This is a genomic window from Enterococcus sp. AZ196, from assembly GCF_050498845.1.
In the GTDB taxonomy this organism is placed as follows: Bacteria; Bacillota; Bacilli; order Lactobacillales; family Enterococcaceae; genus Enterococcus_A; species Enterococcus_A murrayae.
This window is the reverse complement of the sequence record NZ_JBIPAM010000001.1, coordinates 1,015,462-1,039,664: the sequence shown is the minus strand read 5'-3', so window position 1 is coordinate 1,039,664 and position 24,203 is coordinate 1,015,462. Positions and strand designations below refer to the sequence as shown.

General features: G+C 40.1%; 22 protein-coding genes. 21 read left to right on the top strand and 1 reads right to left on the bottom strand.

The annotated features are described in order from the left end of the window. The first annotated feature begins 2 nt into the window (after window positions 1-2). Together IGI67_RS05030 and IGI67_RS05025 are read left to right on the top strand one after the other, a co-directional pair. Window positions 3-2,195, top strand: a complete 2,193-nt coding sequence (locus tag IGI67_RS05030; protein ID WP_429956967.1) for an ATP-binding protein — start codon at window positions 3-5, stop codon at window positions 2,193-2,195. 692 nt (window positions 2,196-2,887) lie between these two features. Further along, window positions 2,888-3,103, top strand: coding sequence for a hypothetical protein (locus tag IGI67_RS05025; protein WP_429956966.1), 216 nt, complete (start codon window positions 2,888-2,890; stop codon window positions 3,101-3,103). 202 nt (window positions 3,104-3,305) lie between these two features. Here the strand turns inward: IGI67_RS05025 and IGI67_RS05020 are convergent, their stop codons facing one another. Further along, window positions 3,306-4,031: a hypothetical protein gene (locus IGI67_RS05020; RefSeq protein ID WP_429956965.1), complete on the bottom strand. Its 726-nt coding sequence runs from the start codon at window positions 4,029-4,031 to the stop codon at window positions 3,306-3,308. Between the two features lie 407 nt (window positions 4,032-4,438). On the opposite strand from IGI67_RS05020, the gene IGI67_RS05015 reads away from it, so the two are divergent. The 19 genes from IGI67_RS05015 (at window position 4,439) to IGI67_RS04925 (ending at window position 24,158) form a co-directional block, all read left to right on the top strand. Continuing rightward, window positions 4,439-5,893 carry a GHKL domain-containing protein gene (locus tag IGI67_RS05015; protein WP_429956964.1) on the top strand — a complete coding sequence of 485 codons (1,455 nt, stop codon included), beginning with the start codon at window positions 4,439-4,441 and terminating at the stop codon, window positions 5,891-5,893. Between the two features lie 2 nt (window positions 5,894-5,895). Then, entirely contained in the window at window positions 5,896-6,645 is a 750-nt protein-coding gene (locus tag IGI67_RS05010; RefSeq protein WP_429956963.1) for a LytR/AlgR family response regulator transcription factor, read from the top strand. 463 nt (window positions 6,646-7,108) lie between these two features. Further along, window positions 7,109-8,203, top strand: coding sequence for a tyrosine-type recombinase/integrase (locus tag IGI67_RS05005; protein ID WP_429956962.1), 1,095 nt, complete (start codon window positions 7,109-7,111; stop codon window positions 8,201-8,203). 225 nt (window positions 8,204-8,428) lie between these two features. Next, complete coding sequence (locus tag IGI67_RS05000) at window positions 8,429-9,085, top strand: WxL domain-containing protein (RefSeq protein ID WP_429956961.1); 657 nt, start codon at window positions 8,429-8,431, stop codon at window positions 9,083-9,085. Window positions 9,086-9,151: 66 nt separating this feature from the next. Next, entirely contained in the window at window positions 9,152-10,222 is a 1,071-nt protein-coding gene (locus tag IGI67_RS04995) for a DUF916 and DUF3324 domain-containing protein (protein ID WP_429956960.1), read from the top strand. A 5-nt stretch (window positions 10,223-10,227) separates the two neighbouring features. Further along, window positions 10,228-10,560, top strand: coding sequence for an LPXTG cell wall anchor domain-containing protein (locus IGI67_RS04990; protein WP_429956959.1), 333 nt, complete (start codon window positions 10,228-10,230; stop codon window positions 10,558-10,560). Then, window positions 10,547-12,856, top strand: coding sequence for a WxL domain-containing protein (locus IGI67_RS04985; protein ID WP_429956958.1), 2,310 nt, complete (start codon window positions 10,547-10,549; stop codon window positions 12,854-12,856). The genes IGI67_RS04990 and IGI67_RS04985 overlap by 14 nt, the downstream gene beginning before the upstream one ends. 71 nt (window positions 12,857-12,927) lie before the next feature. Beyond that, entirely contained in the window at window positions 12,928-13,152 is a 225-nt protein-coding gene (locus tag IGI67_RS04980) for a hypothetical protein (protein ID WP_429956957.1), read from the top strand. A 66-nt stretch (window positions 13,153-13,218) separates the two neighbouring features. Beyond that, window positions 13,219-13,977: a DUF1266 domain-containing protein gene (locus IGI67_RS04975; protein ID WP_429956956.1), complete on the top strand. Its 759-nt coding sequence runs from the start codon at window positions 13,219-13,221 to the stop codon at window positions 13,975-13,977. Window positions 13,978-14,061: 84 nt separating this feature from the next. Continuing rightward, window positions 14,062-14,781: a winged helix-turn-helix domain-containing protein gene (locus IGI67_RS04970; RefSeq protein WP_429956955.1), complete on the top strand. Its 720-nt coding sequence runs from the start codon at window positions 14,062-14,064 to the stop codon at window positions 14,779-14,781. Window positions 14,782-14,835: 54 nt separating this feature from the next. Next, window positions 14,836-15,555 (top strand): winged helix-turn-helix domain-containing protein, encoded by a 720-nt coding sequence (locus IGI67_RS04965; RefSeq protein ID WP_429956954.1) that lies wholly within the window; start codon window positions 14,836-14,838, stop codon window positions 15,553-15,555. A gap of 18 nt (window positions 15,556-15,573) precedes the next feature. Beyond that, window positions 15,574-17,853: a glucosaminidase domain-containing protein gene (locus IGI67_RS04960; RefSeq protein WP_429956953.1), complete on the top strand. Its 2,280-nt coding sequence runs from the start codon at window positions 15,574-15,576 to the stop codon at window positions 17,851-17,853. 16 nt (window positions 17,854-17,869) lie between these two features. Beyond that, window positions 17,870-18,373 (top strand): signal peptidase I, encoded by a 504-nt coding sequence (gene lepB, locus IGI67_RS04955; RefSeq protein ID WP_429956952.1) that lies wholly within the window; start codon window positions 17,870-17,872, stop codon window positions 18,371-18,373. Between the two features lie 15 nt (window positions 18,374-18,388). Further along, window positions 18,389-19,150, top strand: a complete 762-nt coding sequence (locus tag IGI67_RS04950) for a hypothetical protein (protein WP_429956951.1) — start codon at window positions 18,389-18,391, stop codon at window positions 19,148-19,150. Between the two features lie 4 nt (window positions 19,151-19,154). Next, a complete protein-coding gene (locus IGI67_RS04945; protein ID WP_429956950.1) occupies window positions 19,155-20,276 on the top strand; it encodes a hypothetical protein in 1,122 nt (373 codons plus the stop codon). 18 nt (window positions 20,277-20,294) lie between these two features. Then, complete coding sequence (locus tag IGI67_RS04940; RefSeq protein ID WP_429956949.1) at window positions 20,295-21,803, top strand: immunoglobulin-like domain-containing protein; 1,509 nt, start codon at window positions 20,295-20,297, stop codon at window positions 21,801-21,803. A gap of 15 nt (window positions 21,804-21,818) precedes the next feature. Further along, on the top strand, window positions 21,819-22,232 hold the full coding sequence (locus IGI67_RS04935) for a hypothetical protein (protein ID WP_429956948.1): 414 nt from the start codon (window positions 21,819-21,821) through the stop codon (window positions 22,230-22,232). Between the two features lie 13 nt (window positions 22,233-22,245). After that, complete coding sequence (locus tag IGI67_RS04930) at window positions 22,246-23,340, top strand: hypothetical protein (protein ID WP_429956947.1); 1,095 nt, start codon at window positions 22,246-22,248, stop codon at window positions 23,338-23,340. 92 nt (window positions 23,341-23,432) lie between these two features. Then, the gene (locus tag IGI67_RS04925; RefSeq protein WP_429956946.1) at window positions 23,433-24,158 is read left to right on the top strand and encodes a CPBP family glutamic-type intramembrane protease; all 726 of its coding nucleotides are present in this window, start codon (window positions 23,433-23,435) and stop codon (window positions 24,156-24,158) included. The last annotated feature ends 45 nt before the right edge of the window (window positions 24,159-24,203 follow it).

Here is a 24,203-nt window from a genome sequence, read left to right as displayed (position 1 = left end):
GAATGACGGAAACTTTGAATATAGCTCCAGAATTAAGATTACTAAAGATGTTAGGTGAAGATTTAATAAAAGATGAGAAAACTGCACTTATTGAATTAGTAAAAAATTCTTATGATGCTGATGCCACCACAGTGAAAGTTTTCTTTGAGAATTTCGGAAATAAGTATGAATTTGATGAAAAATCTGAAATTTATATAATTGATAACGGAGAAGGAATGACTAAAGATGAAATAATTAATAATTGGTTGAGCCCAGGAACTGCAAATAAGAAAAGAAAAAAAATTTCTGGAAATAAAACTAAATTGGGGAGAGTTTACCAAGGAGAAAAAGGAATCGGCAGGTATGCTATGCTTAAGTTAGCACGTTCTGTTGAACTTTTTACAAAAACTGAATCAGAAGATAACTGGAATTATGCTAATTTGGACTTATCTAAATATGATGATGATTATCTGAATACTGACACTGGATCCAACTTGCTTTCTGATTTACAAATTGTATACGAAGAGAAATCCTGTGATACTGAAAATATTCAACAGTATTTGAACAATAAAAATGGAACCATCTTAAAGCTTTCCAATTTGAATGGGAAATGGGGAACAAGGAAAGTAAACGATATATATGATGACCTTGCGAGATTAGAACCAATTTCTAGTATTATTCATGATTGGAAGGCAAGTAGGGATGTTTCACACTATTTTGAGAAGTTCGGAGTTTCATTCTATCTCAATGGAAAAGAGACGAATCATCAAAATATATTCAAAGATGATTTAGAAAAATTCTTAGATTTATGTGATAAAAAGTGCCTATTATCTGTTACCAATGGTACATTCAACGATAAAACTGGAACTTTCAATTTTTATGTAAACGGTTTATCGCATACAGTGAATATTGAAAGTAAAGAGTTTAATTCAAAAACATATAGAAGGTATTTCAAAGAAGAAATCGAGGGATTTGAGGTAGAAGACTTAACATGTGGACCGTTTGAGTATGAATTTTATATCTTCACTTTTTATAAAAGACCATATCTGGAAGAATTTCGTTTGACAACTGAAGAAAAAAACTTGGTTGATAAACATAGAATATATCTGTATAGAGATAATGCGAGGGTTTATCCTTATGGAGAACCTAAAAATGATTGGTTAGGAATTGATGCATTAAGAGGGGTAAATCGTATAGGTGAGTTTCTTTCTAATGATCAAACTGTTGGGTTCATTTCAATTACTCACGATAAAAACCCTCATTTGAGAGATAAAACTAACAGAGAGGGCTTGATTGAGGACGGAGAGGCGACCTTTGAATTTGTTGCTTTATTTCAAAGTTTTCTGAATTATTTAAAAAACAATATTTATGATTGTATATTAGAAAACCTTAAAAACGAGAGTGAGAAAAAAGCAAGAGAGGAAGAGATAAAGAGAAGAAAAGAAGAAGAAGAAGAAAAGAGATTGAGAGAAATTGAGAGGAGAAAAAAGGAACAGGAAGAAGAAAAAAGACTAAACGCTGAAAATGAAAAAAGAGCATTGATAGAAAAGAAAAGAATGGAAGAGATAAAAAAGAAGGAAGAAGATTTAAAATCTAGAGAAAATGAGATTAGCAAGGAAGAAAAAAGACTGGAAAAGCAAAAGAAAGAAATAGCGGATGCTTATATTGATATGACATCTGGAAAAACAGAATTCTTTAGACATTCTAGCATTCTCAATTTGTCAGCTAACGAAAAAATCACCATTAATTATAATGAATTAATTAAGCAAGTAACTAGCCTAAAGTATGAAAATCATTATTTGATTTATGTAATGGCTTTACGGACAATTCTAGAAGATCAAACTAAATGTTATATAGTAAGTAGAAAGCTTTTATTAGGTGGAGGACTTGGTGAAAATGTTAAGATTATGATTGATGATTTAAAAAAATTAATTAATCGAAAAGACACTACTCTTTCTCTTAATGAGAAAAATGAATTAGAGTCCCTTTTAGGGGGAGCCAAATCTTTCAATAGCCAGCTCGATGTAATAAAAAGTGAATTCCACGACGGTGCCAAGCAACAGGTTCTTGCTACTAAACTGAATACCTTCACGCATAGCCCTAGGAGAATTCCTAAGGAGGAAGCTTTGGATATAACAAATGATAAAATTTTACCTTTGATAGTTATATCACAACGAGCTATGTCTTTAGTTAATAAAACAAATAAAAATAATTAACGTTTCGAATATACCAAATTCTGAAAGCCTCATATAGTGGACTATTCAGGGATCAATCTATCAATTTTTAGCGTATTTAATCATTTTTAGCAGCTCGAAAACGTTGATTTAATGCTATTTTAAGTTAAAATGAACTGGTTTAGTCCAACTCAAAATCAAGTGCCCTCACGGTTGTGCCGATTCGATCTCGACCGCCGACATAAAAAACTAAGATGTTATTTCATCTTAGTTTTTTGTTTGAAATTAAATAGCACCATGGCGATCGTGGGAAGGTGGTTGATTCACCGGATTGTGGCTCCGGCGCTCGGGGGGGGATTCCCATCGTTCGCCCTACATTAGGCTCAGCAGGAAATGCCGAGTCTTTTTATACAAAACTATCGGCAGAAAATCATTTCTGAATTATAATACAGGTAAGGTTTTTTTTTGCTTTTTCTGTTGTTTGTTTCATTAAAAAAAGCAAGCCCAAAAAGCTTGCTTTTTTGCTACACTCAAACCTCAAAAACCCTCATTACTAAGCGCCCCCAACCTTATATCCAATCAATGCGTTGATGGATAAAATATTAACAAGAATCTTTATATTAATCATGTATGATGATTTTAACTTTTCTCTACATCAATTTTAACCGCGAGTAGAAAGTCTAAAAGCGTGATATAATTGTCCCATTAAGCATTCTAAAAGGAGTTGACAATAAATGTCTGATTATAAATACTCGGTGAAAAATACAACGAAAATCGAGCGTGAAAAGCTTCGTAATGTTGCTTTGAGTTATTCAACTTTAGATGCTGCAGAACCTTCGAATGATACGATGAAGTTAGTTGAAGAATACGTGGCAGGGAACATGGAAATTGCAGATGCTTTAGAAACGGTTATTGAAAAATATCGTGCAATGAGTTTGAAAAATGCTTGATCCATACTTAATTACACTTAACCTATCAAAATATATTTTGATCTCTAATCTAAAAGAAAAATGTTAAAATCAGAAACTGGTTTTAATAAGTCCTAATTGTAGAAATAGCATAAACCAACACCTGCGATCGAAAATCGCAGGTGTTTTTATCTTTCAGTCGTCATGGATCACGCGTACTCAATTAAGGCGCTATACCCCAACCTCATATCCAATCAATCCGATGAATCTCCTGCGCATCATAAATCAACGGTTCGCAGTGGTGGAGGGAGTACGTGATTTGATAAAGCCGATTGATTTGACCAATGGCTGTTCGGAACGATTGTAGACAGGTTCGATTACTCAGGGTTTTCGCGAAAGGTGTGGCAGGAAGGTATAAGAAATCGACTGGCGTTTCTCCTTGAAGAACATAATGAAACACACCGCGACGAATGGTGGCTAAGATCAAACAAGCCATCTCCGCTCGCTTCAGCACAGGACGGCGACCGATCGGCATCAGCAGGCATAGCCCATTACTCATTTGGGCATAGGTATTTTCACTATCATCTACGAGTTTAGAAATTTTGAGCGGATTGATCCAGATCGATTTATCTTTTTTGGTAAGGGGAAAGAGGGTAAAGAATGGGCAGACCCATGGCATTTTATACTTGCCGAACTGACCGAGCTGCTTTAGCGAGCTGGCTAGTACGTGATAATCGGAAAATGAATGGAAAGAAGAGAAATGATACAGGGTTTTTAGAGCAGTGGTAGGACTAAAATAGATGTTACTTTCTGCAAAGACTAAGACACCCGTTCGTCCAGGCAGCGGCAGGATGCAGCTGATTTCGTGAATCGTCGATGGTTCGAAAAGTGTCGCTCGGCTTAAAAAGTGTTCCCATAAAGGTGACCATTGTTTATCATCTAGATACTCAGTTGGCGTTTGCTTCTCCATAAAAAAACTCCTCCTCAATTGTCAAAAAAAATAGAATCAATTTAAAAATAGAATGATTGTAAAAACTAGTATAGCATAAGAAAATATGAGTGTGAGTGTTATAAATAATAAAAAACATAACGGAAATGTCCTATAACTGAGTGGAACTATGATATGGGATCGATAGAAAAACAATTATTTTTTTATTTTGATCGAAAAATAATTAACGTGGAAACGACGGCATTAATTTCGTTCCGTTTTTTACTATATGTTGAGGTATATAGGATTTTCATAAGTTTTTCTGGTGCTTAAAGTAGATTTTTAACGTTTAAATTATATGAAAATAAAATAAATATAAAATAACTCTAATCATTTATCTTCAGATGTTATAGAATTGATAGAGATAAATGGTGTTAGGAGAAAAATCTTTGATATTTATTAGTGGAAATAATTTTGTTTATCATCTGACTAATTTTATTTTTTTAGTCGTTAATCTTCTTGTATTACAGCTAATGATTTATCTTCCAATGGCGTATTTTTATAAAGAAAAGCTCAATTGGAAATTTATCGCCAGCATGTTTGCCTTTTTCTTAATCTATTTCCTTTTGTATATGGATTTTCTAGATCGTTTGTTTAGTTCGATGAGGATTGTGAATTGCGTGCTGATCCTGTTTATGACCATATGCGTCCATGCCATCTTTGATTACTATACCAATGGCAGAGAAATGGCGTTTCAATTCTTTCTGCTTTTTTTAGGTTTCTTCATGATGGTCTGGTTTGAATTCGTTCAATATATGTCTTTTCTCGTATATGAATGGTTCTCTGTTGGCTCATTCATTTTATTCTATGGATTTTTACTTTTGGGTATCCTGTTGTTTAAAATGATCTATCCATTTTTTAGAGATAGAATTCCGCAAAGCTGGAGACTATTCTATCTAATAGGCGGTGTGTATCTTTCATATCATCTTTTCTTGAATGTGAAAGATATTTTGATCTTCTCTTTTAAACCTGAAGGATTAAAAATTGTTCTAGCCAAAGGACATCTTGCCACAAACTTTATGGACAGTCTATCGAGCAAAGTGCATTTACTATATTGGAATATGGATTATAAGGTAATGTACATAGTTTTATTCGTTTTGATTACCTTTATTCCCATGTTCATTGTCATACAGCTGATTGTCAAGAAGCATCAAGACCATGAAATTATTCGATTACAAAACAGTCGTGAAGCAGAGATGAAAAAGTATGTGGAGACGATTGAATCCGTCAATAAGGAAACACGGCAACTAAGGCACGATATCGGAAATGTACTGACTTCTTTAGGGATCTATATCTATCAAGAGGACATTGATCAGCAATCACTTCAAAAATACTATCAGGAAATCAGCAAAGAGTTTGATATGCGCCAAATCACCAATATTCCGAATGGTAAATTGACACATCTAAAGAATCCAGAGATTTTAGGATTAGTGTTGGACAAGATCATGCGAGCGAAGGAATTTGATGTTCGATTTCATTTAGAAATCAATGAATCCATTGATTATCCAAAGAAACGATTGATTTCGATCATCAGAATTTTAGGAATACTATTGGACAATGCCTTAGAAGAAAGTAAAAAGTATCCTCAATCGAAGGTTCGCTTAGCATTCATTCAGGTTGGCGATCATCAGATTTTGAGCTTAATTGAAATTGAGACACAAAATACGCAATTTCTAGAACACTATCATGCTGGATCACTCAAAAGTGATAAAGGAGCAGGGCATGGCAATGGACTGAATATCGTCAAATCATTAATCAAGGAAAATCGAGGGTTTAATTTAGACTGTAAACAAACAGAGAACACGGTTTTATTTAGTTTTTCATCGATGGGAGAAGGAGGATAAACTTGGTACGAATCTATATTTGTGAAGATAATCAGCAGCATTTAACAGAGATCAAACGTCATGTGAGTTACTTCATGTCTTTTTCTAAATGGCATATGCAGCTAGCAGCGGCATCAGTATTTCCTGAGGATATCTTGAATCAGCTGGTGGTAGATGAGGAACCGAATATCTATTTATTTGATGTTGATTTAAAAGATACGAGCCCTATGAATGGCTTTCAATTGGGGCAGAAGGTTCGGGAGAAAGACCCGAACGGTTATTTGATTTATTTAACCAGTCATCTTGAACTATCCTATTTATCCTTTCAATACCATGTGAAAGCGATCGACTATATTGAGAAGAATGGTCCAGGGGATTGGCGTACGCGTTTAACGGATTGCTTAAAGGCAGTCGAGAAGCAGCTAACCACTGATCAAAATAATCGAGAGAAGCAGGTCATTGAATTATTTACCTTCTCTGGACTCACGAATTTCTTTGTGGATGAACTGATTGCCTTTGAAGCAATACCGGATCATAAGCTGATTCTTTATTCCCATAATGAAAAAACGACGATTTTACAAAAGACATTGGATCAATTAGAACGAGAACTACCCCAAGCATTCTTTCGCCCCCATCGAAGCTTTCTTATCAATTGCGATAGAATCGATAGGATCGAAACGAATTTTTCAACAGTTTATATGCAGAATCAATTAGCCATACCTGTTGCCCATCGAAAGCGAAAAGTCTTACGCGAGAAAAAAGGAACAGCCTAAATTAGCAACAAATCAAAAGATCGCTCTTAAGTTCAACTTGAGAGCGATCTTTTTTGTACGCTCAGGAATCCTGAACGTTAAACATTATTAAAAAAAATGACTTCAGGAAAACATTTCATACATTGGGGAAAAAACCAAAAATTGAGATAAAAATAACTGTATATTCTAGTTAAGGAAAGACAAAAAAAGTTCCTATTCCTTTATAGAATAGGAAACAGTAATCAATTATTTACAAAATAAAAATACAAATTGACGATTACATGTTTATTTTAGTTTAGAGCGACTATAATTGTCAATCCTTTAATCAAAAACTTTTATTTTTTTAATCATAAAGGATAGTTCTCCTTAACAGAAAAATAAATTTGTACGATTTCATTCGAAAATATCAAATTTTCGTCTCAAATCCCTCTTTTCTGAAAAACGTCAGAAAAGCCGTCAATTTGTAAGCAGTAGGAGGATGTATATGAGCCGAACGGGAGAAAATATTTATCGACGAAAAGATGGTCGATGGGAAGGTCGCTATATAAAAGGGCGTCAGAGTAACGGAAAGCTTCACTATGGATACATATATAGTAAAAGCTTTCATGAAGTAAAAGAAAAACTCTTTCTATACAAAATGCACTATAAAGAAAATTATCTAAATCGTCGAAAGAGCAATAGCCAATCGATTACCTTAGAAGGTTGGGCATTAGGGTGGCTATCATTACAAGAAAAAAGAGTAAAACCCAACACCTATATTAGTTATGAAAGCAAAATGAAGAATCATCTATTACCCATAATAGGAGACATTCCTCTAAAAGAACTAACGACCAAAGAACTACAACAAGCCGTTAACGAGTTAGCGAATAAATTAAGCCCATCTTCTTTAAAAGCAGTATTTCGAGTGCTAAGAACTTGTTTGAATGATGCGGTGAATAAGGAAATTATTATAAGTAATCCATTAAGACTGGTCATATTTCCATCCGAAAATAAACCCCAATTAAAGGCGTTTACTGCCGAAGAGCAAGAACGAATCATTCAGGCAGTCAATGACGAAAAAGACCTGCCAATTCTATTCGCCCTTCGAACAGGACTAAGGATCGGAGAAATAGCAGGTCTCCAATGGTCAGACATTGACTGGAACAGGAAGATCTTATACGTGAGACACAATGCGCAAAGGATAAAAATGAAGAATCAAGAAAAGCAATCCAGAATCGTTATCGTACCACCAAAAACAGACCTCTCCCATCGAGTAGTTCCATTGAGTGAGGAGCTGGTGGAGCAATTATTAGAATTACAGACAAAAAGCTGCTCTGAATTCGTCTTTTCGAGTAAAGAAGGACCAGCTGATCCACGAACCATTAGAAATCATTTTAAACGAATAAAAAGGATAGCACAGGTTTCTGATTTACCATTCCATGCTTTACGTCATACTTTTGCGACTCGTTGCATTGAAAAAGATGTTCCTGTAACGACAGTCAGTTCATTGTTAGGTCATAAATCAGTAAAGATGACCTTAGATATCTATACAGATAGTTTCATTCGAGACAAGCGAGAAGCGATCTCAAAAATAGGGTAAATAAAATCCCATTTTTTCTGAGACTAGTCGATGAATCGTCAATTGAAGCAAAAAAGCCTCAATACCAAGGCAGTGAGGAGGTTTCCTATTCTATAAAGGAATAGGAAAAAATAGACTTATTTACAATAAAAAACTATAACACAGACATATTATTTTACCAAGGTATCACCCTGAGTAATCAGGTTAGATATAAATAAAAACAAACAAAAAAGGAGAGAGAAAGAAATGAGTAAAAAGAAATTGGTTGCTGGCTTATTGGCTAGTGCAAGTGTATTAGGCATTTGTTTATCTGGAGGAACAGCGTTAGCAGCAGAAGTTCAAAAGGAAGATACAACAGTAGGGATTGGATTTGGTGAACACGTGAACCCTCCTGGTGGGGAATTACAAATTGCATGGTTGCCTAAATCATTTGATTTTGGTAGTGGACACACGCCAGATGCTGTAAATGCAGTTGATTATACTGCAAAAGGTGCTGCAAAAAAATATGTTGTTGTTAGTGACGCCCGTGCAGAGAGTAACGCAGACAAATGGATACTTACTGCAAAATTAAGTGATCTGAAAGATGGAGCAAATACTTTATCAGGTGCAACACTGAAATTCAATACTACTTTAATGGGATATTCTGGAGATAAAGCTCCTGAAGACCCTACTTCGGTTATTCCAGCTGGTACTCGTACAGCGGTTGTACCAGCAACAGCTTCATTGACTCCTGGAGCAGCAGCAACAACAGTAATGAATGATGATGGTGCGGGAACTACTTCTTTCAAAGGAAAATCAGCTGTTGAAATGTCAGATATTAAGCTGAATGTTTTAGGTGGAAAAGCCTTGGATAATAAGACTTACACAGGTACTGTTACTTGGTCATTAGATGACACACTTTAATCAATAGAAATCATTTAAAGGGAGCGGGAGTGAGTCTCCTCGCTCCCTTTATAGTAGGAGGACGCCATGGCAAAACGATATGACAAACTCATCAGAAAAATTATGCTACTGACCATCATTGGATGTTTCTTATTCCCACAATACAGCTTTGCGGCGGATTCTAAGGAAAAGGAAAATGGTCAAAGTCCTGCTGGTTTTACGGTGGAAAGTGTTCGACCAGACAATCAGGTGGATACGACCAAGACTTACTTCTACTTAAATATTGAGCCAAACAAACCGCAAACGATTCAAGTCAAGGTTCGAAGTATACAGAAAGATCCTGTCACTGTTAAGATCGCCGTCCATGATGCCGTCAGCAGCTCTGTTGGAGCGATTGACTATGCGCAAAGTGAACCAAAGCTGGATAAGAGTCTCAAAAATCCCATCACGAGTTTTGTAAAAGTGAAGGATGATATGAAAGAGATTACTGTCGCCAATAAAGAGGAAAAAATCGTGGAGTTTGAAATCACTCCGCCGAATGATCCTTTTACCGGTGTAAAGCTTGGCTCTGTCCGCTTTGTCAAAAAAGAAGACAAAGCAGATAAGAAGAAAGAGGGCTTGGTTTCTGAATATGCGTACGTGATTGCATTGATGTTAACCGAAGATGACGAGGAAGAGTTCAATCACGGAGCGGATCTTCACTTGAAAAAAGTTCGTCTAGACTTATCCAATGGACGCAAGGTGATTGCGGCTCGGATTCAGAACGATCAACCAAAAGTGCTTCAGGAAATGGTGATCAAAGGACACATCACTCGAAAAGGTGAGACGACAGTTCTTGATGAACACAAACAGGAAAATTTCTCTGTGGCACCGAATTCGAATTTTGATTTTAATATTCCACTAGGAATGGAGAATTTTAAAGCGGGTACCTACGTCTTTCATGGAGTAGCGAAGGGCGATGGGAAAACATGGCGATGGGATGAAGAATTTACGATCGGAAGAGAAACGGTCGATAAGATCAATGATAAGTCAGTGTATAAGATCCGTGTTCCTGAATGGGTACTATGGGCAGCGTTAGCTTTAATAGCGGCACTGATTGCTCTGGTTGGGTATCTTGTCTATCGTCAGCGCCGTTGGCAGCAACCAGAAAGGAAGTGAGGGATGTGAACCGAATAAAAGGGGTGGTGATCGTGGTTTTATTAAGCCTTTGTTTTTCTTCCGTTGCTATGGCGAGTGAAGAAACAGATGTTGGTATCAGCTTCGGCAGTAGTCCGACAGAACCCGTAAAGCCGCGCCCTGAACCGGACAATGTTCTTCCTTTAACAAGTACAAAAAGCTACGAACCTACAGGAAGATTGCCGCAAACAGGGGAGAAAGGCCAATCGAAGTTTATGCAGCTGATTGGTGTGCTCTGTTTAGTCGGAGTGTTCTGGATGTTTCTATTTATTAGATTTAAAGATGAAGACGAGGAGGATGAGGGGTATGAATATCAATAGAATAGGTAAAACAACCGCTCTCCTTCTCTTGCTGGGAAGTCTAACAGCACCTGCTTCATTGGTTCAAGCGAAGACGTATGAAGACGTACCAACAGCAGAATCATCGATACTTTCCCGAACCGCCGATCCAATCCGAGTCTCACAAGAACGATTAAAACAAGCAGAAACAGAAGACAGTGAAGAGAAAACCGAAGAAACCACCGAAGAGTTAATAAAAGAAACAGAGACCACCGAAAGCAGTGAAGAGAAAGAAAAAGAATCAACTAATGGAAGTACAAAGGAATCAAGTACTGATTCTTCAATAGAAACAACGGATTCAAGTAAAGAAAAAGAGAAGAAGAAACAGCCAAGAGCTACTTTTTTAATAGAAGGAGCCTATGGATCAGATGATCCAAATACCTATGAAATAGACAAGACTTTTTCTCAAAAGTTAAGAACTAGCGTAAATGGAGGAGTTAATCCACCAGGCGGAGCTTCATTGACTACACAATTTTTTACAAATCCAGATTTTAGTGGGCGAGGGAAGAGTGAAGGAGAATTAAGTTTTGAAGATATGGAAACGCTGACCTATATAGTTCACAAGAATTATTTTCAACCTGCTTTTAAGGGGATTGAGTTCGCAACTAATCTATTTCACTTAATGATCCCCGCCCCTGCAATGATTGGAGGCCCAACCTTTTCTGGTGAAGGATTAGATTTGAGTAAAAATATAAATCTTCAATTTGTATCAACTGAATTTCAGCCATTACAAGAATTTAGAGCACCACCAAATATAGAAATTCTACTTATGAGAAATCAAAAATTAAAACATTTAGATCTAAGTAATTGTACAAAATTAAAACAGTGTACTTTATACACTGATCGAACATATGGTGTTGGAATATTGGAAGAGTTACTACTTGAAAATTGTATTTCATTAGATTATTTAATGGTTTATAATCAGAACCTTAAATCAATAGATGTTTCTGATTGTGTCAACTTGAATAATCTAGCTGCAGATGGAAATAGGATTGTTGATATCACAAGTGCAAACGGAATTTCCACAATAAAGGGTTTAGGTTTTTCATCGCAGACTATTTTAGTTCCCGTTCCAGAAATTAAAAATGGAGAGGCTGTAATAGATATACTGAAAACCACTGCTCAAAAAGGCTTATCTGCAACAAATGGAAACATTACTGGTGGACCTACATTTACAATTGATGGAGACAAGATTCTCATTAAAAATGTATCAAGGGTTGATCTGAATCAGCGCTATTTAAATTTCACTTATGATCAGAATCAACTTGTAGAAGGTGGGACTTTAGTAAGTGGAAAAAGATTTAGTGGGAAAATAGAGTTTTATATTATTAGTGATTTGAAAAATGAATTAAAAGTAGATAAGAAGAAAATAGAGTCTGGGAAAAAGACTTCATGGACATGGAATATAGAAAGCTTAACTGAAGAAACTGCAAAATCTGTTAAGCCAACATTGAGTTTGCCTACCAGATTAGCTTTAGTACCGGGAAGTATAAAAGTTGGTGGAGTATCAGTAAGTGACACTGCTCTTGACGGGGCAACTAGTTTAGGAAATCTTGCAACAGGTGATAAAAAAGAAATCACTTTTGAGACAACAGCGACTGGTAATGTTGAACAATGGCTTGAAGCTACTGGAAAACTAGATTGGGAAGATACTACCATGAGTAGTCCCCATGACAATGAAAGTAAGGATTCTATACAGATAAAAGACGGTGAGCAAACCTATACACCTAAACCTTCCGAAGAAATGGGTATCTTATCTGTTCCGGTTCGGTTTGATTATGGAATCAAGGATATGTCGAATACGACCCAATCATTTGGTTTATCTCCTGATTTGTATCAGACCAATACCAATGTGGTTACGAATGGGTTCTATACACGAGTGAAAGATGATCGTTCGACGAGTACGGGTTGGAGTCTAACGGCTCAGTTGTCTAGCTTTGTCGATGTGAATGATAATTCTCGAGGGATGCCGGATAGTCATGGAACAGCCTTGCGATTAGAGGATATGTCGATCGAAGCGATCAAGGATCGGGATACTCCAGATGAGGCGGTTGATCCAGCGCCAGCGAATCCGCCGGGTACGGTGAAGAGTAGTGAAACGATCGTCGCTGGACAGTCTGCCAAGACCTTAGTCTCCGCTCAGCCATATACGGGACAGGGAACGTGGCAATTACGAATTCCATTTAACAAGGTGTTCTTAGATTTACCAGCGAATGCAGGGAAAGAACGTTCGAACTTCCAAGCGAAACTAACTTGGTCTCTGAACGATACACCTTAGGTACAAATAATAAGTGACGAGTTTCAAAATTACCTGTAGTAAAAATGTTGAAGAAGTTGGAGGGAAGGCACATGACAATTCCAATATGGTTAGGCGTATTTATCGCTATTGCAGTCGTTAGTTTGGTTTGCTTTCTGCTCTTTTTCATTAAAGACAGTCGGCTTCGTCTCGTTGTTGAGGCAAAATCAACGGTTCTGCTGGCAGATTGTGGATTGCTCTTTATCGCTATCGTAGCAATCGTCTGCGCAATCCTGTTGTATCTAAATTGGCAGGAGCAATTGAACTATTTCAAATAAGTCGCTAAGAGGTGACTACATGCAGATGTACTCACCTCTTTACTTTTATGAGAGGAACAAAAGAGCATGGGACTTTTACAGTGGATCAAAGACACCTATATGGAAGGCTACAACGAAGCCAAAGCAGAACAAGAAGAAAAGGATGCACAGTCTTTATCAGAACAAGAGAAGTTTAAGGAAAATGTATCGTCTATTCCATTAGAGAAACGATTGCTCATTTCAGTCGCAGCGCCTTTTCGTGTCGTTACTTTTGGTGATTGGTTTACCTTGTTTAAGGAAACTGAAGAGAAGGACGAGTATCTGCCGATTCATCTTCATACCTTTGGTGAGGGCTTGGTGTTGAGTGAGGAACAGAAGAAGCGGTTGTTGGAATCCTTGAACAAGGATTTTCAGGTGGTGGATCGTGATTCCGCCCTTCGTTCATTGGAAGAAATGACGGAGACCAATTGGAACTATTTTGATGAATTAATGGATGATGCGCAATTGACAAGAGTCGATTATTTTCAACAGCCGGAAGTGGGAGCGCTCTATGCCGTATTAATTGCAGTTTCAGGGTATATGCTGACGGCTTCGGTGGATGTTGGTTTTCTATCAGAATCGGAAGCGTTGCAAGCCATGGAAGAGCTGCTCAAGGATTTTCCGATTATTTTTACTGATTGGGCAGATTATCGCAATCATTTTCTAGCTGGTAATCAGCAGACGCACCTGAATAAGGGAATCAGTCAGAAAGCCTTGAAAAAGTATACGAGTTATCTTTTAACCAAATCAGGTAGTCCTTGGCAATGGCTGTCACTTCAGGAAATCAGAGGGATGCAGATGGAATAAGTACATAGACTATTAGGCGATCAGACAGGGATTACTCGTTTTCATAATAGTCAGAGTTTTTAGAAAAGGAGGAGGGAGCCGTTCATGAAAAGTGTCTTACTGCTAACCAAATCACCCATGAGTGAACAGGCACTGGAACAGCAATTACAATGCTTGGATTGTGAAGTATACACGTCACGAAATATTCTCGATAGATACTTAAGCGGTGACGGTCATTCACGGTTCGTCAATCATTTCGACATCGTGCTATTGAGTGACACCATTAGTAAAAATGAAATGGCGCTGCTGCTTCCTGAGCTGAATGATTCTCATGCGTTCATCTTCCGGCGGGCAGATGCTTCATTGTCTGAAGAAGAGAAGAGGAGCTGGTCGAAGTACAGTAATTTCTACTGGATCAATCAGGAGAACTCGCTGGAGGAACTGCGGGAGTTGATCGATCAGACGGGCGTGCGAGGACATCGCTTGAGCTCGGGTACCAATATCGTGCCGCTGAATTGGAAGCAGGAAAAGGAGCTCAGTAAATTTGTCCTAAGCACCAATGAACGGAAGCTGCTGATCCTGCTCTATCAAGCCAATGGGACCGTCCTATCCAGAGAGCATTTAAGCCTCGCGCTCTGGAACCAGCCAAAATCAAACTCGACTATGGCACAGTTGTCGACGATCACCAATCGGCTGCGTCTGAAGCTGGCGAATCAAGGCGTTATCGGCGATACGATCGTCACGGTCTGGGGATTTGGCTATAAGCTAACCGATGGATTTTATGATCAAGTCAGTTATCGCGAGCCGGTACTGGACGAGATGTAATCATAGTGAGGCTGCTCATAGGAAAGTAAGCAGTCAAATAGGGGGAATGGAAAGATGAAAAATATTCTTATATTAACCAAATCATTAATCAGTGAACAGGAGCTAGAACAACAGCTGCAGCAGCTGGACTGTGAAGTGTATGTGAGTAAACGAGTGTTGGAGCAGTGTCTCTATGATGAAGTGAATCTGAATTTATTACGCAGCTTTGAAATTATTCTTGTCAGCGAGACCATCAGTAACAATGAACTCAGTTGGCTCCTGCCAGCGATCAAGGAAGCACATGCCTTTATCATCCGAAAAACAGACAGTGACCTGTCTGGAGAAGAGAAACGGGACTGGAAAAAGCAGGGCGTCTTTAGCTGGATCAAGACACACAATACGCTAGAGGAATTAAGAGAATCTATCGATGATGTGATGAGTCGCAAGAATAAGAAAACCCTCACGTCAAACATCGTCGCTCTTAGACGTTCCAATGAACAAAAACGATTCAGCACCCTGACCCTTACGCATAAGGAGCGCCGATTAATGACACTCCTCTTCCAAGCCAATGGGTCAACGGTTTCTCGTGAAGAGCTGAGCTATAAGTTATGGGGGAAAGCTCCTTGTAATTCCACCTTGACACAATTATCGACCTTAACCAATAAAATGAAAATCAAACTGGCGGAACAAGGTATCTATGGAGATATTATCCAAACCGTCTGGGGTGTCGGCTACAAATTAATGGATGATTTCTATGATCAAGTGATCTCAGATGAAGTGGTCGTGGAGATGTAAAGACAAAAGGAGAGACTTATGAAGAAAGCCTTAGGTAGTGCAGCGGTTATTCTGCTACTGGGAATAACCCTGCGATTAGTGACCGGTCAACAATTAAGAGCCGACGATGCGCCGCAGCAAACCACCGACACTTCCGTCACCAGCGTCGACTCACTGGCATCAAGTGAACCAGCACCAGCCGAGGAGCCACAAGAATCCACTCCTGCGGTAGATGACTCTGAGGAGATTCCGGTGATTCCTGAGAATTCAACGAGTGTTTCGATGGAAGAGTCTGTTTCTGAAGTGTCCAGCTCTTCAGAAAACACCACCGATTCTTCTTCTGAGGAATCAGTGGAATCCAGTACGAGCAGTTCGAGCAGCAGCTCAACCAGTACAACGAGTAAGACGTCAACGACGAGCGTCAGCTCTTCATCAAGCACTAGTACGTCAACAACGAAGAGCAGCTCCTCGACCGTGCCGACAAAAGTGACCTGTGATCTATCTACGGATACATCGCAGACACATTCCAGCAGTACCCAAAGCTCAACGGCGGAACCTCCGACCAGCAGTACCGATCCATCCATTCCAGAAACGGAGCCAACGGTGGTGGTGCCAACAGGTTCAGCCTATTCCGGCATCAGTGGGCTGTCTAGTACAGCAACATTGGGACTGGACAAGGCGTATCAAACCACTGACTTTGCGGATTCTGAGCTGAAGGGCTTCGAATTGCCGTTATTGTCTTCCTTTAAGGATCAGCGTCAAGCGGCCTTGATCTATGAAGCGATCAAGCAATTAAGTACAGAACAAGAAGAAACTTTAACGAATGAAGGCTTTACTTCGGCTATCTATCAGCGTGTCCTGCAACAGGATTTGACGAATCTGACGGAACTGGAACAAGGTGACGACCAGCTCGTTGCAGGCGATGTGCTTTATTTCGAAAAGGACAAAGAAAAAATCTGTGCGGGCATCTATCTTGGCGACGGCTACCTCTTGGCAGTGAAGGAAACAGCAGACGAGGAGCAGGAAGAAGACGAAGAAACCCACAAGTCCAGTGAGAAAACAGAAACGACAAGCAGTACAAAAGAAAAGAAAGCAGCAAAGAAAGCAACTAAAAAGACCACAGAGTCTAAGGAGAAAGCTTCCGAAGTAACCACAAAAGATTCCTCAGACGAGAAAGTAGCAGCTGCTGAGGACGAGAGTGAGGATGAGGAGGAAGTCGAAGAACGACTGATCGTCCAACAAACCTCTGATCGCGATGCCAAAGGAAAATGGCTAGTGCTGCGGGAAGAGACGAAGGAGCTGACCGACTATGGACAAGGACTATTGAAGGAATATCCGGCTTCTATGGACTTCACCGCAAGTGCCCAGACCCAGAAGTTTGTCGAAACAATCGGGGAGGATGCGCAAAAGCTGGGGCAGGAGTATGATGTCTTCGCTTCAGTCATGATCGCTCAAGCCATTTTGGAAAGCGGCTCAGGAACGAGTGGACTCTCGGTTGCGCCTTATTACAATCTGTTCGGGATCAAAGGCAGCTACAAGGGCAATGCCGTAAATATGTCGACGCAAGAAGATGGCGGCAGCGGCAATATGTACACGATCCAATCTGCCTTCCGCGCGTATCCAAATTATGCGGCTTCGTTAGGGGATTATGTCGAGCTGATTCGTGGAGGGATCAGTGGTTCTGAGAATTATTACCAAGATGTCTGGCGATCAAAGGCGAAGAATTACCTGCGAGCCTCAGAGAAATTAACAGGAAAATATGCGACGGATACGAGCTATCACCGCAAGCTGACTTCCTTGATCTCAGTCTATCACTTGACCCAATACGATAAGCAGCAGGTGCAGGCAGAAACACCGCTGAATGGCGGCAATGAAACAGGCATCTTCATTAAAGGCAAGGGGGAGATCCCAGAGGAATACGCCAAACTTATGAAATACGAGGACTACAACGGTGTGAACTACAATACCTCGGGTTCATATCCAGTCGGTCAATGTACGTGGTATGCCTTCAATCGTGTGGCTCAGCTAGGCAAACAGGTCGATGACTTTATGGGCAATGGCGGTGAATGGGCAATCAAAGGAAAAGCCCTCGGCTATGAAGTCAGTCAGAAGCCAAAGGTCGGTCGTCTGATCTCCTTTAGACCGGGCGTCGCCGGTTCTGATCCACGATACGGGCATGTCGCTTTTGTCGAAGCCGTCGGACCGAACGGAATTTTGATTTCAGAAGGCAATGTCTATGGCGGAACGACGATATCTTATCGAGTGATTCCGAATGACTTAGCCTTATCCAATTCGGTGGCTTATGTGACACCGAAATAGAAGAGAATGAGCAGGAATGAAAAAAATTGTCGTATGTAGTATCCCCGTTTTGTTCGTCCTGCTGGCTGTATGGATGATCGGTCATTTCAAGATTCATCCAGTCAGCGGGACATCAATGGAAGAAAAGCTTCACGACGGGGATCATGTCGTGGTCAATACACAGAGTACAATCGAACGTTATGATGTGGTGGGATTCTCCTTAGGTGGGGAGTCCGATCTTTATGTGAAGCGGGTCATCGGAATGCCGGGAGACCGGATCATCGTGGCGAACCAAACAATGATTCTTAACCTAAATGAAGCAGGAGACTTAACAACGACCTATCAGGTGAAGCTGAGTAAACAGACCGCTGACAAATTGAGGCAGCTGAAAGAAATCCCTAAGGATAATTATTTTTTATTAGGGGATCATTTGGATGTCTCCAATGATAGTCGCAGCTTTGGTTTTGTTTCCCGTTCGTTGATCGAAGGAAAGATCCAGCTTCGCTTATACCCGCTGCAACGAATCGACACGATCAGTTAAGAGAGGAAGAATGCCGTGGCAATTATTTATTTCATAGGGATTATTCTGGTGCTATTAGTGATTAATATCGCCATCATCCTGTCGAGAATCTATCTGCAGGATCAATTGAATTATGCCAAAAAGACCAATCCAGAGTCGATTTCGTTTCAACGAAAATTTTCCTATATTCAACAAAAAATCGTAGCCAAGCATTCTACTTGGCTGCTTATTATAAGTGCGAGTCTGACCGTGTGTCTGATCTTGATGGTCTTTGTCATTTTTCAGCTGTCGAGTGATAATCAGGCAGCCATGAAGCGACTAGCAAAAGCCGAAGAAGAGACGGTCAAGCTGACGCAGCAGCAGGAAGATATTATCAATCAGTCAGTCATTCAATCCTATCCGCAAAAGGGGATCGGGATTGCTGATTATAACTGGGAAGAGGTCTTCGGCGAGAAAGGCAAGGAGCAGCAAGCTTCCATAGAAGGCGAGCTTTCCCAGTCGATGGCTCCTTATTTCGGCTCAACAACGGCGTTGACAATGGTGGAGGTTTCTTCTCAGAAGCTAACGATCGCCTTTGCCAGCAACCCAGGAGCGAAGCACAATAAGAAATTGGTTCTGGACAATATCACTGCTTTGGTCAAGGAAGCAGAAGGAATCAATCAATTGACCCAAATCAATTTTCAAGCAGCCTTTAAAGAGGGCGAGGAAAAGGAAGATTATCAATGCTCGTACCAGCGAGAAAATGGGGACGCGCAATTTCAATTAATTTCAAAAGAAAATGAAGGGAACGGTGAGTAGTTCAATGGAGAAAAAGAAAAAACGCGAAGGATTTTTTAGCAAGAATATTATCGGAGATATCAATGATGTCCCTGATGCGCTAGTGGATCTCGGTGAGAAAAATGATGAAGATAAGAAACGGATCGAAGAGCTGGAAAAACAATTAAAGGTCGCTCGTGAAGAAAAAGCAGCGCTTGAAATTGTTCAGGATACGAAGGATTCAGAAATGAAGAACACCTTGGATGCACTGAAAAAGCAAAATCGAGAAATGGCATTACGAGTTGAGACGTTGGAAATGGAGAAACAAACCTTGCGAAAGGCGGCGGATCACTCGAATCAGCCTTCAGCGGAACACTTAGAAACCGTCGATGCCTTAAAACGAGAAAACAAACAGCTGATGGATCGGCTGGGAAAACTAGAAATAGAGAACGACGAACTGGAGGTCGACGTCCTGCAGCTCGAACCAGAAGTGCTGGAATTAAAAAAAAAACTTGAGCAAGTAGAAAGCGAGCGGCAGGCCATGATAGAAGCGACAGAACGATTGAAGGAAGAAAATCAAAAGGTGATCGCCTTGAATGAGGAGATCCGACAAGAAAATGAAACAGCCAAACATGAGATGCAGGCGGAAAAAGAAGCCATTGCTGAATTGAAAAGGCAAGTAGAAGCCTTGTATAACGAGAACGAAGAATTGAAGCTGCGCAACGACCAGTTGGAAGAAGAACGAACCGATGAAGAGGTCGAGATCATCCATAGTGAGAACAACCAGCTAAAACAGGAAAATAATCGACTGAAGGTTCGCATCAAAGGCTTAGAAGAATCCACCTCAAGCAAACTCGAGCTCCATGAACAGGAAATGGCCTTGAAGCAGGAACGGGAAGCCTTTGAAGCAGAAATCTTCAAGTCCCAACAGGAAATCGGTGAAGTCCTCTTGAATGCGCAAAAACAAGGGAGTCGCACGATTGAACGAGCGAAATTCGATGCGGATGAAATCCTCAAATCAGCCAACGAAGAACTACAGACGATCAAGATGCAGGTGAAGGATATCGCCTTAGAGGTGGAAGAATCCAAACAGAGTGTGGTAGGGATCTATTCGGAATTACAAACACGGATTCGTAAGATGGCAGACGGCGTGAACGACGTCAATTAAGCAAAAAGGGAGAAGAATATGAATAAAAAAGTGTGGAGTCGATTGATGGTGGTTTCTTCTTGTGGATTGGTATTATCTGGGATGCCAGTCGTACAGGCGGAAGAATTAAGTGACACTTTACCGACAGAAGAACAAGCCGTGGCAATCGAAGAACCAACGGCTGCAACGGAACAATCAAAGGAAACCAATGAACAAGTCGAAGCAGCTCCTGCCGCTACGAAAGCGACAACTGAAGTAGAAAATGCCAAGGAACAAAGCCAAAGGAACGAAAAAGTTAAAGTAGCTGTTCCCACTCTCAAAGGCGTCAAAAATCAGACGATTAAAGCAGGCACTTCCTTTGATCCCAAAGCCGGGGTGACGGCTAGTGACGTGATCGATGGTGATCTGACCAAACAGATTCAGGTGATTGGTTCTGTCGATAGTCATCAGGCGGGTACCTATTCATTGACCTATACCGTGAAAAACAGTTTTGGTGAAACAACTTCAGAAACCGTAACGATTCAAGTAGAAAAAACGGAGCAAACCGATCGGACGAGTGTTCGGCGGAGAGAATATACCTTGGAAATCGCGGACTTCGCAACTTGGCGAGGCAGCGATCTCAACGCTCAAATCATTGAGCGCCTCGTGCTAAAGGATGCCAATGGGGAGGTCGCTTCATTGGACGATGTGGACGTCTTTACGATTGATCAGCCCAAAGCGACTGATACTGTGGGTAAGAAGACTGTCAAACTGAGTGTCACCGCCAGTGATGGGACGGTCAGTGAGAAGATGATCACGGTGACAGTCGTTAACGGTTTACGCATCGAAACGAAAAATTTCAGTAATCGAGGCGATATGATTGATTTGTTCGAGGGCATTCAAGCGTTTGAAACGCTGGCGGATGGTAGTGAAGTCGAATTAGGTAGTTATGATCCGACAACCGAAACAGGGATTGAAGTGATCAAAAACATGATTGATATGAAGACGCCAGGGGAGTATGAGCTTGTTTATCGTGTTCACAGCAGTCTGGGTGAAATCGTCGATAAGCGTGTGACTGTCACTGTGGTGAAGACACTTTTTTCTCAATTGCTTGACATTGAGGTTAGTGATCAGGTGATGACGGTTGGTGATGTATTAACAAGTGAGATGATTTTAGATTGGGTAAAGGTATCGGAGGATTGTCTCGTTTCCTTTGAAGTACTGGATCGAACCATTCCAGTGGATAGCGCTCAGCGCTTAACGACTGCTGGAACGTACCGCATTCGTTACACCGCTTCACTTGAAGGCGTTCCTTCGACTGATGTTGCAGTAAGCAAAGAAATCACGTTAACCGTTCGAGAACGACCCGTTTATTCGAATCCAACGATCCAGACTCGTACACTTCGGACTTCGCCGCAATTAGGCAGCGTAAATACAGCGAAGCAATTACCAAAAACTGGCGATACATCTACTAACTGGTTGACACTGTTAACAGGTATCTCACTGGTGGCATTCGTAGCCTTTCTAAAAAGAGAACGCTTGCTTTCACCGCTTACGAAGAAAAAATAAACGGAGGGGCAGAGTATGAGTTGGGAATATGACAGGGGAACGATTCTTTTCCTAAGTGCTTTAGGAGTATTTATCCTCTTTTGTGGCATCATGGCGATTCGCTCCGCCAAAAAGCAAAAACGACTCAGCCCGGAAGAACGACAGCTGCAGCAACGAATCAGTCAAGAAATGGGTCGACGTGGAGTGATCCTCTTTTTCGCGATTCTATGGTTAGCCAGTGGGATGTTGGTCTTTAGTCTTTACGAAATGGAGTTCTTAGATCAGACATTCAAGATTCCCCGAGTTCTAAGTTTTTTTTATGATGTATTTGGTATTTCTACAGGGGCGATTGTCCAAGTGGTCCTTTCCATTTTGGTGATTCTTATCACCATAGTTTCGATGATTCGGAAACGGAGAGTATTGTTGGCAGAGTTTCATTCAAATGAGTAGGGGGAAAAGCAAAATGAAAAAGTTTTTTGCGAGTGTTAGTCTTGTTTTGGTGTTAGGTATTCTTGGCGGCTGCGGGCCAAGTCCGCAGGAACAATATAAAGAAGAGCTGAAGAGTCAGGCGAAGATGAACGATCAAACGTTCAAGATTACGATTGACAGTCTTTCGATCAACTCGAGTGAAGAGCAGAATGCCGAAGATAAAATGACCTATGATGTCGTTGAAAAGCAGCTAAAGGGATTATCGCTGAAGGGCACTATTTTAAAGGATAAGAAAACCAAAGATGTGGTGACTACACTATCGACGAATCTTTTTGGTCAAGACTTGGATTATGAAGTTTTCGCCAGCAACAAAACCAAGGATTCCTACATTAAGGCTGATGCCTATAATCAAACCATTGAGTTCATCAAACAGTTCACCACGGAATTGCCAGTGGATGTGATTGATTCCAAAGTGATTCAAGGAAAATATATTTTATTGACCAAAGAGGAACTTGATGAGTCACTGGATGAAGCCAATGAAGTGAGAAGCATTTCTAGTAAGCAATACTCAGACTTCTATGATTCCTTGGACAAGGATTCATTCAAAAAGGAGGGGGATAAAATCACGCATCAATTCACCAAGAAGGAACTGGAATCTTTCGTAGACAGTCTTTCTGAGAAAAAGGACAAAGAATTACGAACATCGATTGAGGAACGTTTAGAAGAATTAAAAAAATTAACCATAGATTTAACCGTAGATACTAAGAAGAAAACCAAAAAAGCGAAGATTGTCGTGACTTCAAAACCGATAGACGGGACGAGCTACACCATAAAGCTAAGTATCGACCAACGTGCCCAAGACAGTGAGAAGCGTGTCAAGCTGCCAAGCAACGAAGAAAGCCTATCTCTTACGGAGTTCGCAAGAGAAGCAGCCAATCTCACTAATGTTGAAGTCAGTGAAGAAGACATGCAGACATTACTTGAGAAGATACGTCAAAATAGCGAGTCTGTCGATGCAGAGACAGCAGAAAGATTTAAAGAAACCTATAAACATCTTTTGAGTGACGAGCAATTTAAGGAGCTTAGTAAGGTCTTGGATGAAATCGTTGCTGAGAATAGTCAGGTATAGAATTTGACTGAAGAACTACTGTATTTTGAATGCATGAAACTAAAAAAATCTTAGTTTCATGCATTTTTTTATCAAAAAAGAGGAGTGTTGTTATGAAACGAGAACGATTTAAGCGGGCACAAAATTTTGAAGATTCAAATATTATCCGAATCACATCCCAAGTACTTCCCATTTGGAAGGTGTTGCTTTCTTGGATAGGGATGCTTGCAGTATTTTTCCTTTACCTGCAAATTACTCATTGGCTATTAGGCCCTGTTATTTTTACTGTCGGAATGGTAGGGATTTTAGGGTATCAATACGGTTTCTCTTCATTACGAAAATTTTTCGGACCCATGAAATCAGGGACTAAGCGTTGGATAGGAGGATATCTGGTATTGAGTTTTGTCTTTTCACTAGTCATCGTATTCGTATTTATGCCGTCTGTTTCTTCCCATACATCAATGGATGCGATAAACAAGCTTCCTTTTCTCGACTTTTTGTTGGTGATGGGAGGCATGACATTTAGTCTCATTGGAGAAGAGGTACTTGTAGCAATCTTAGCCTTCCCTGTGTTTGGTTATTTGAATCAGTTGTCGTCTTTGAAAAAAAGTGCCTTTTTCCTTTCCAGTGTGTTTAGCAGTTTGATTTTTGGGTTGGCTCATTTACAGGTTTATGATTGGGATTGGTTTCAATGTCTAGTTGTGACTGGTTTAGGAAGAATTTTTTTCAATTATGCTTGGCGAAAATCTGATAGTTTGTGGGCAGGTTTTTGGGTGCATACGATCAATAATTGGATTTCGTTTGGCATTTCCTATATGGATATTAGCAAATTACACTGACTAATTCATAATTAATGACTTAAAAATCTACTATTGATTTAAAAA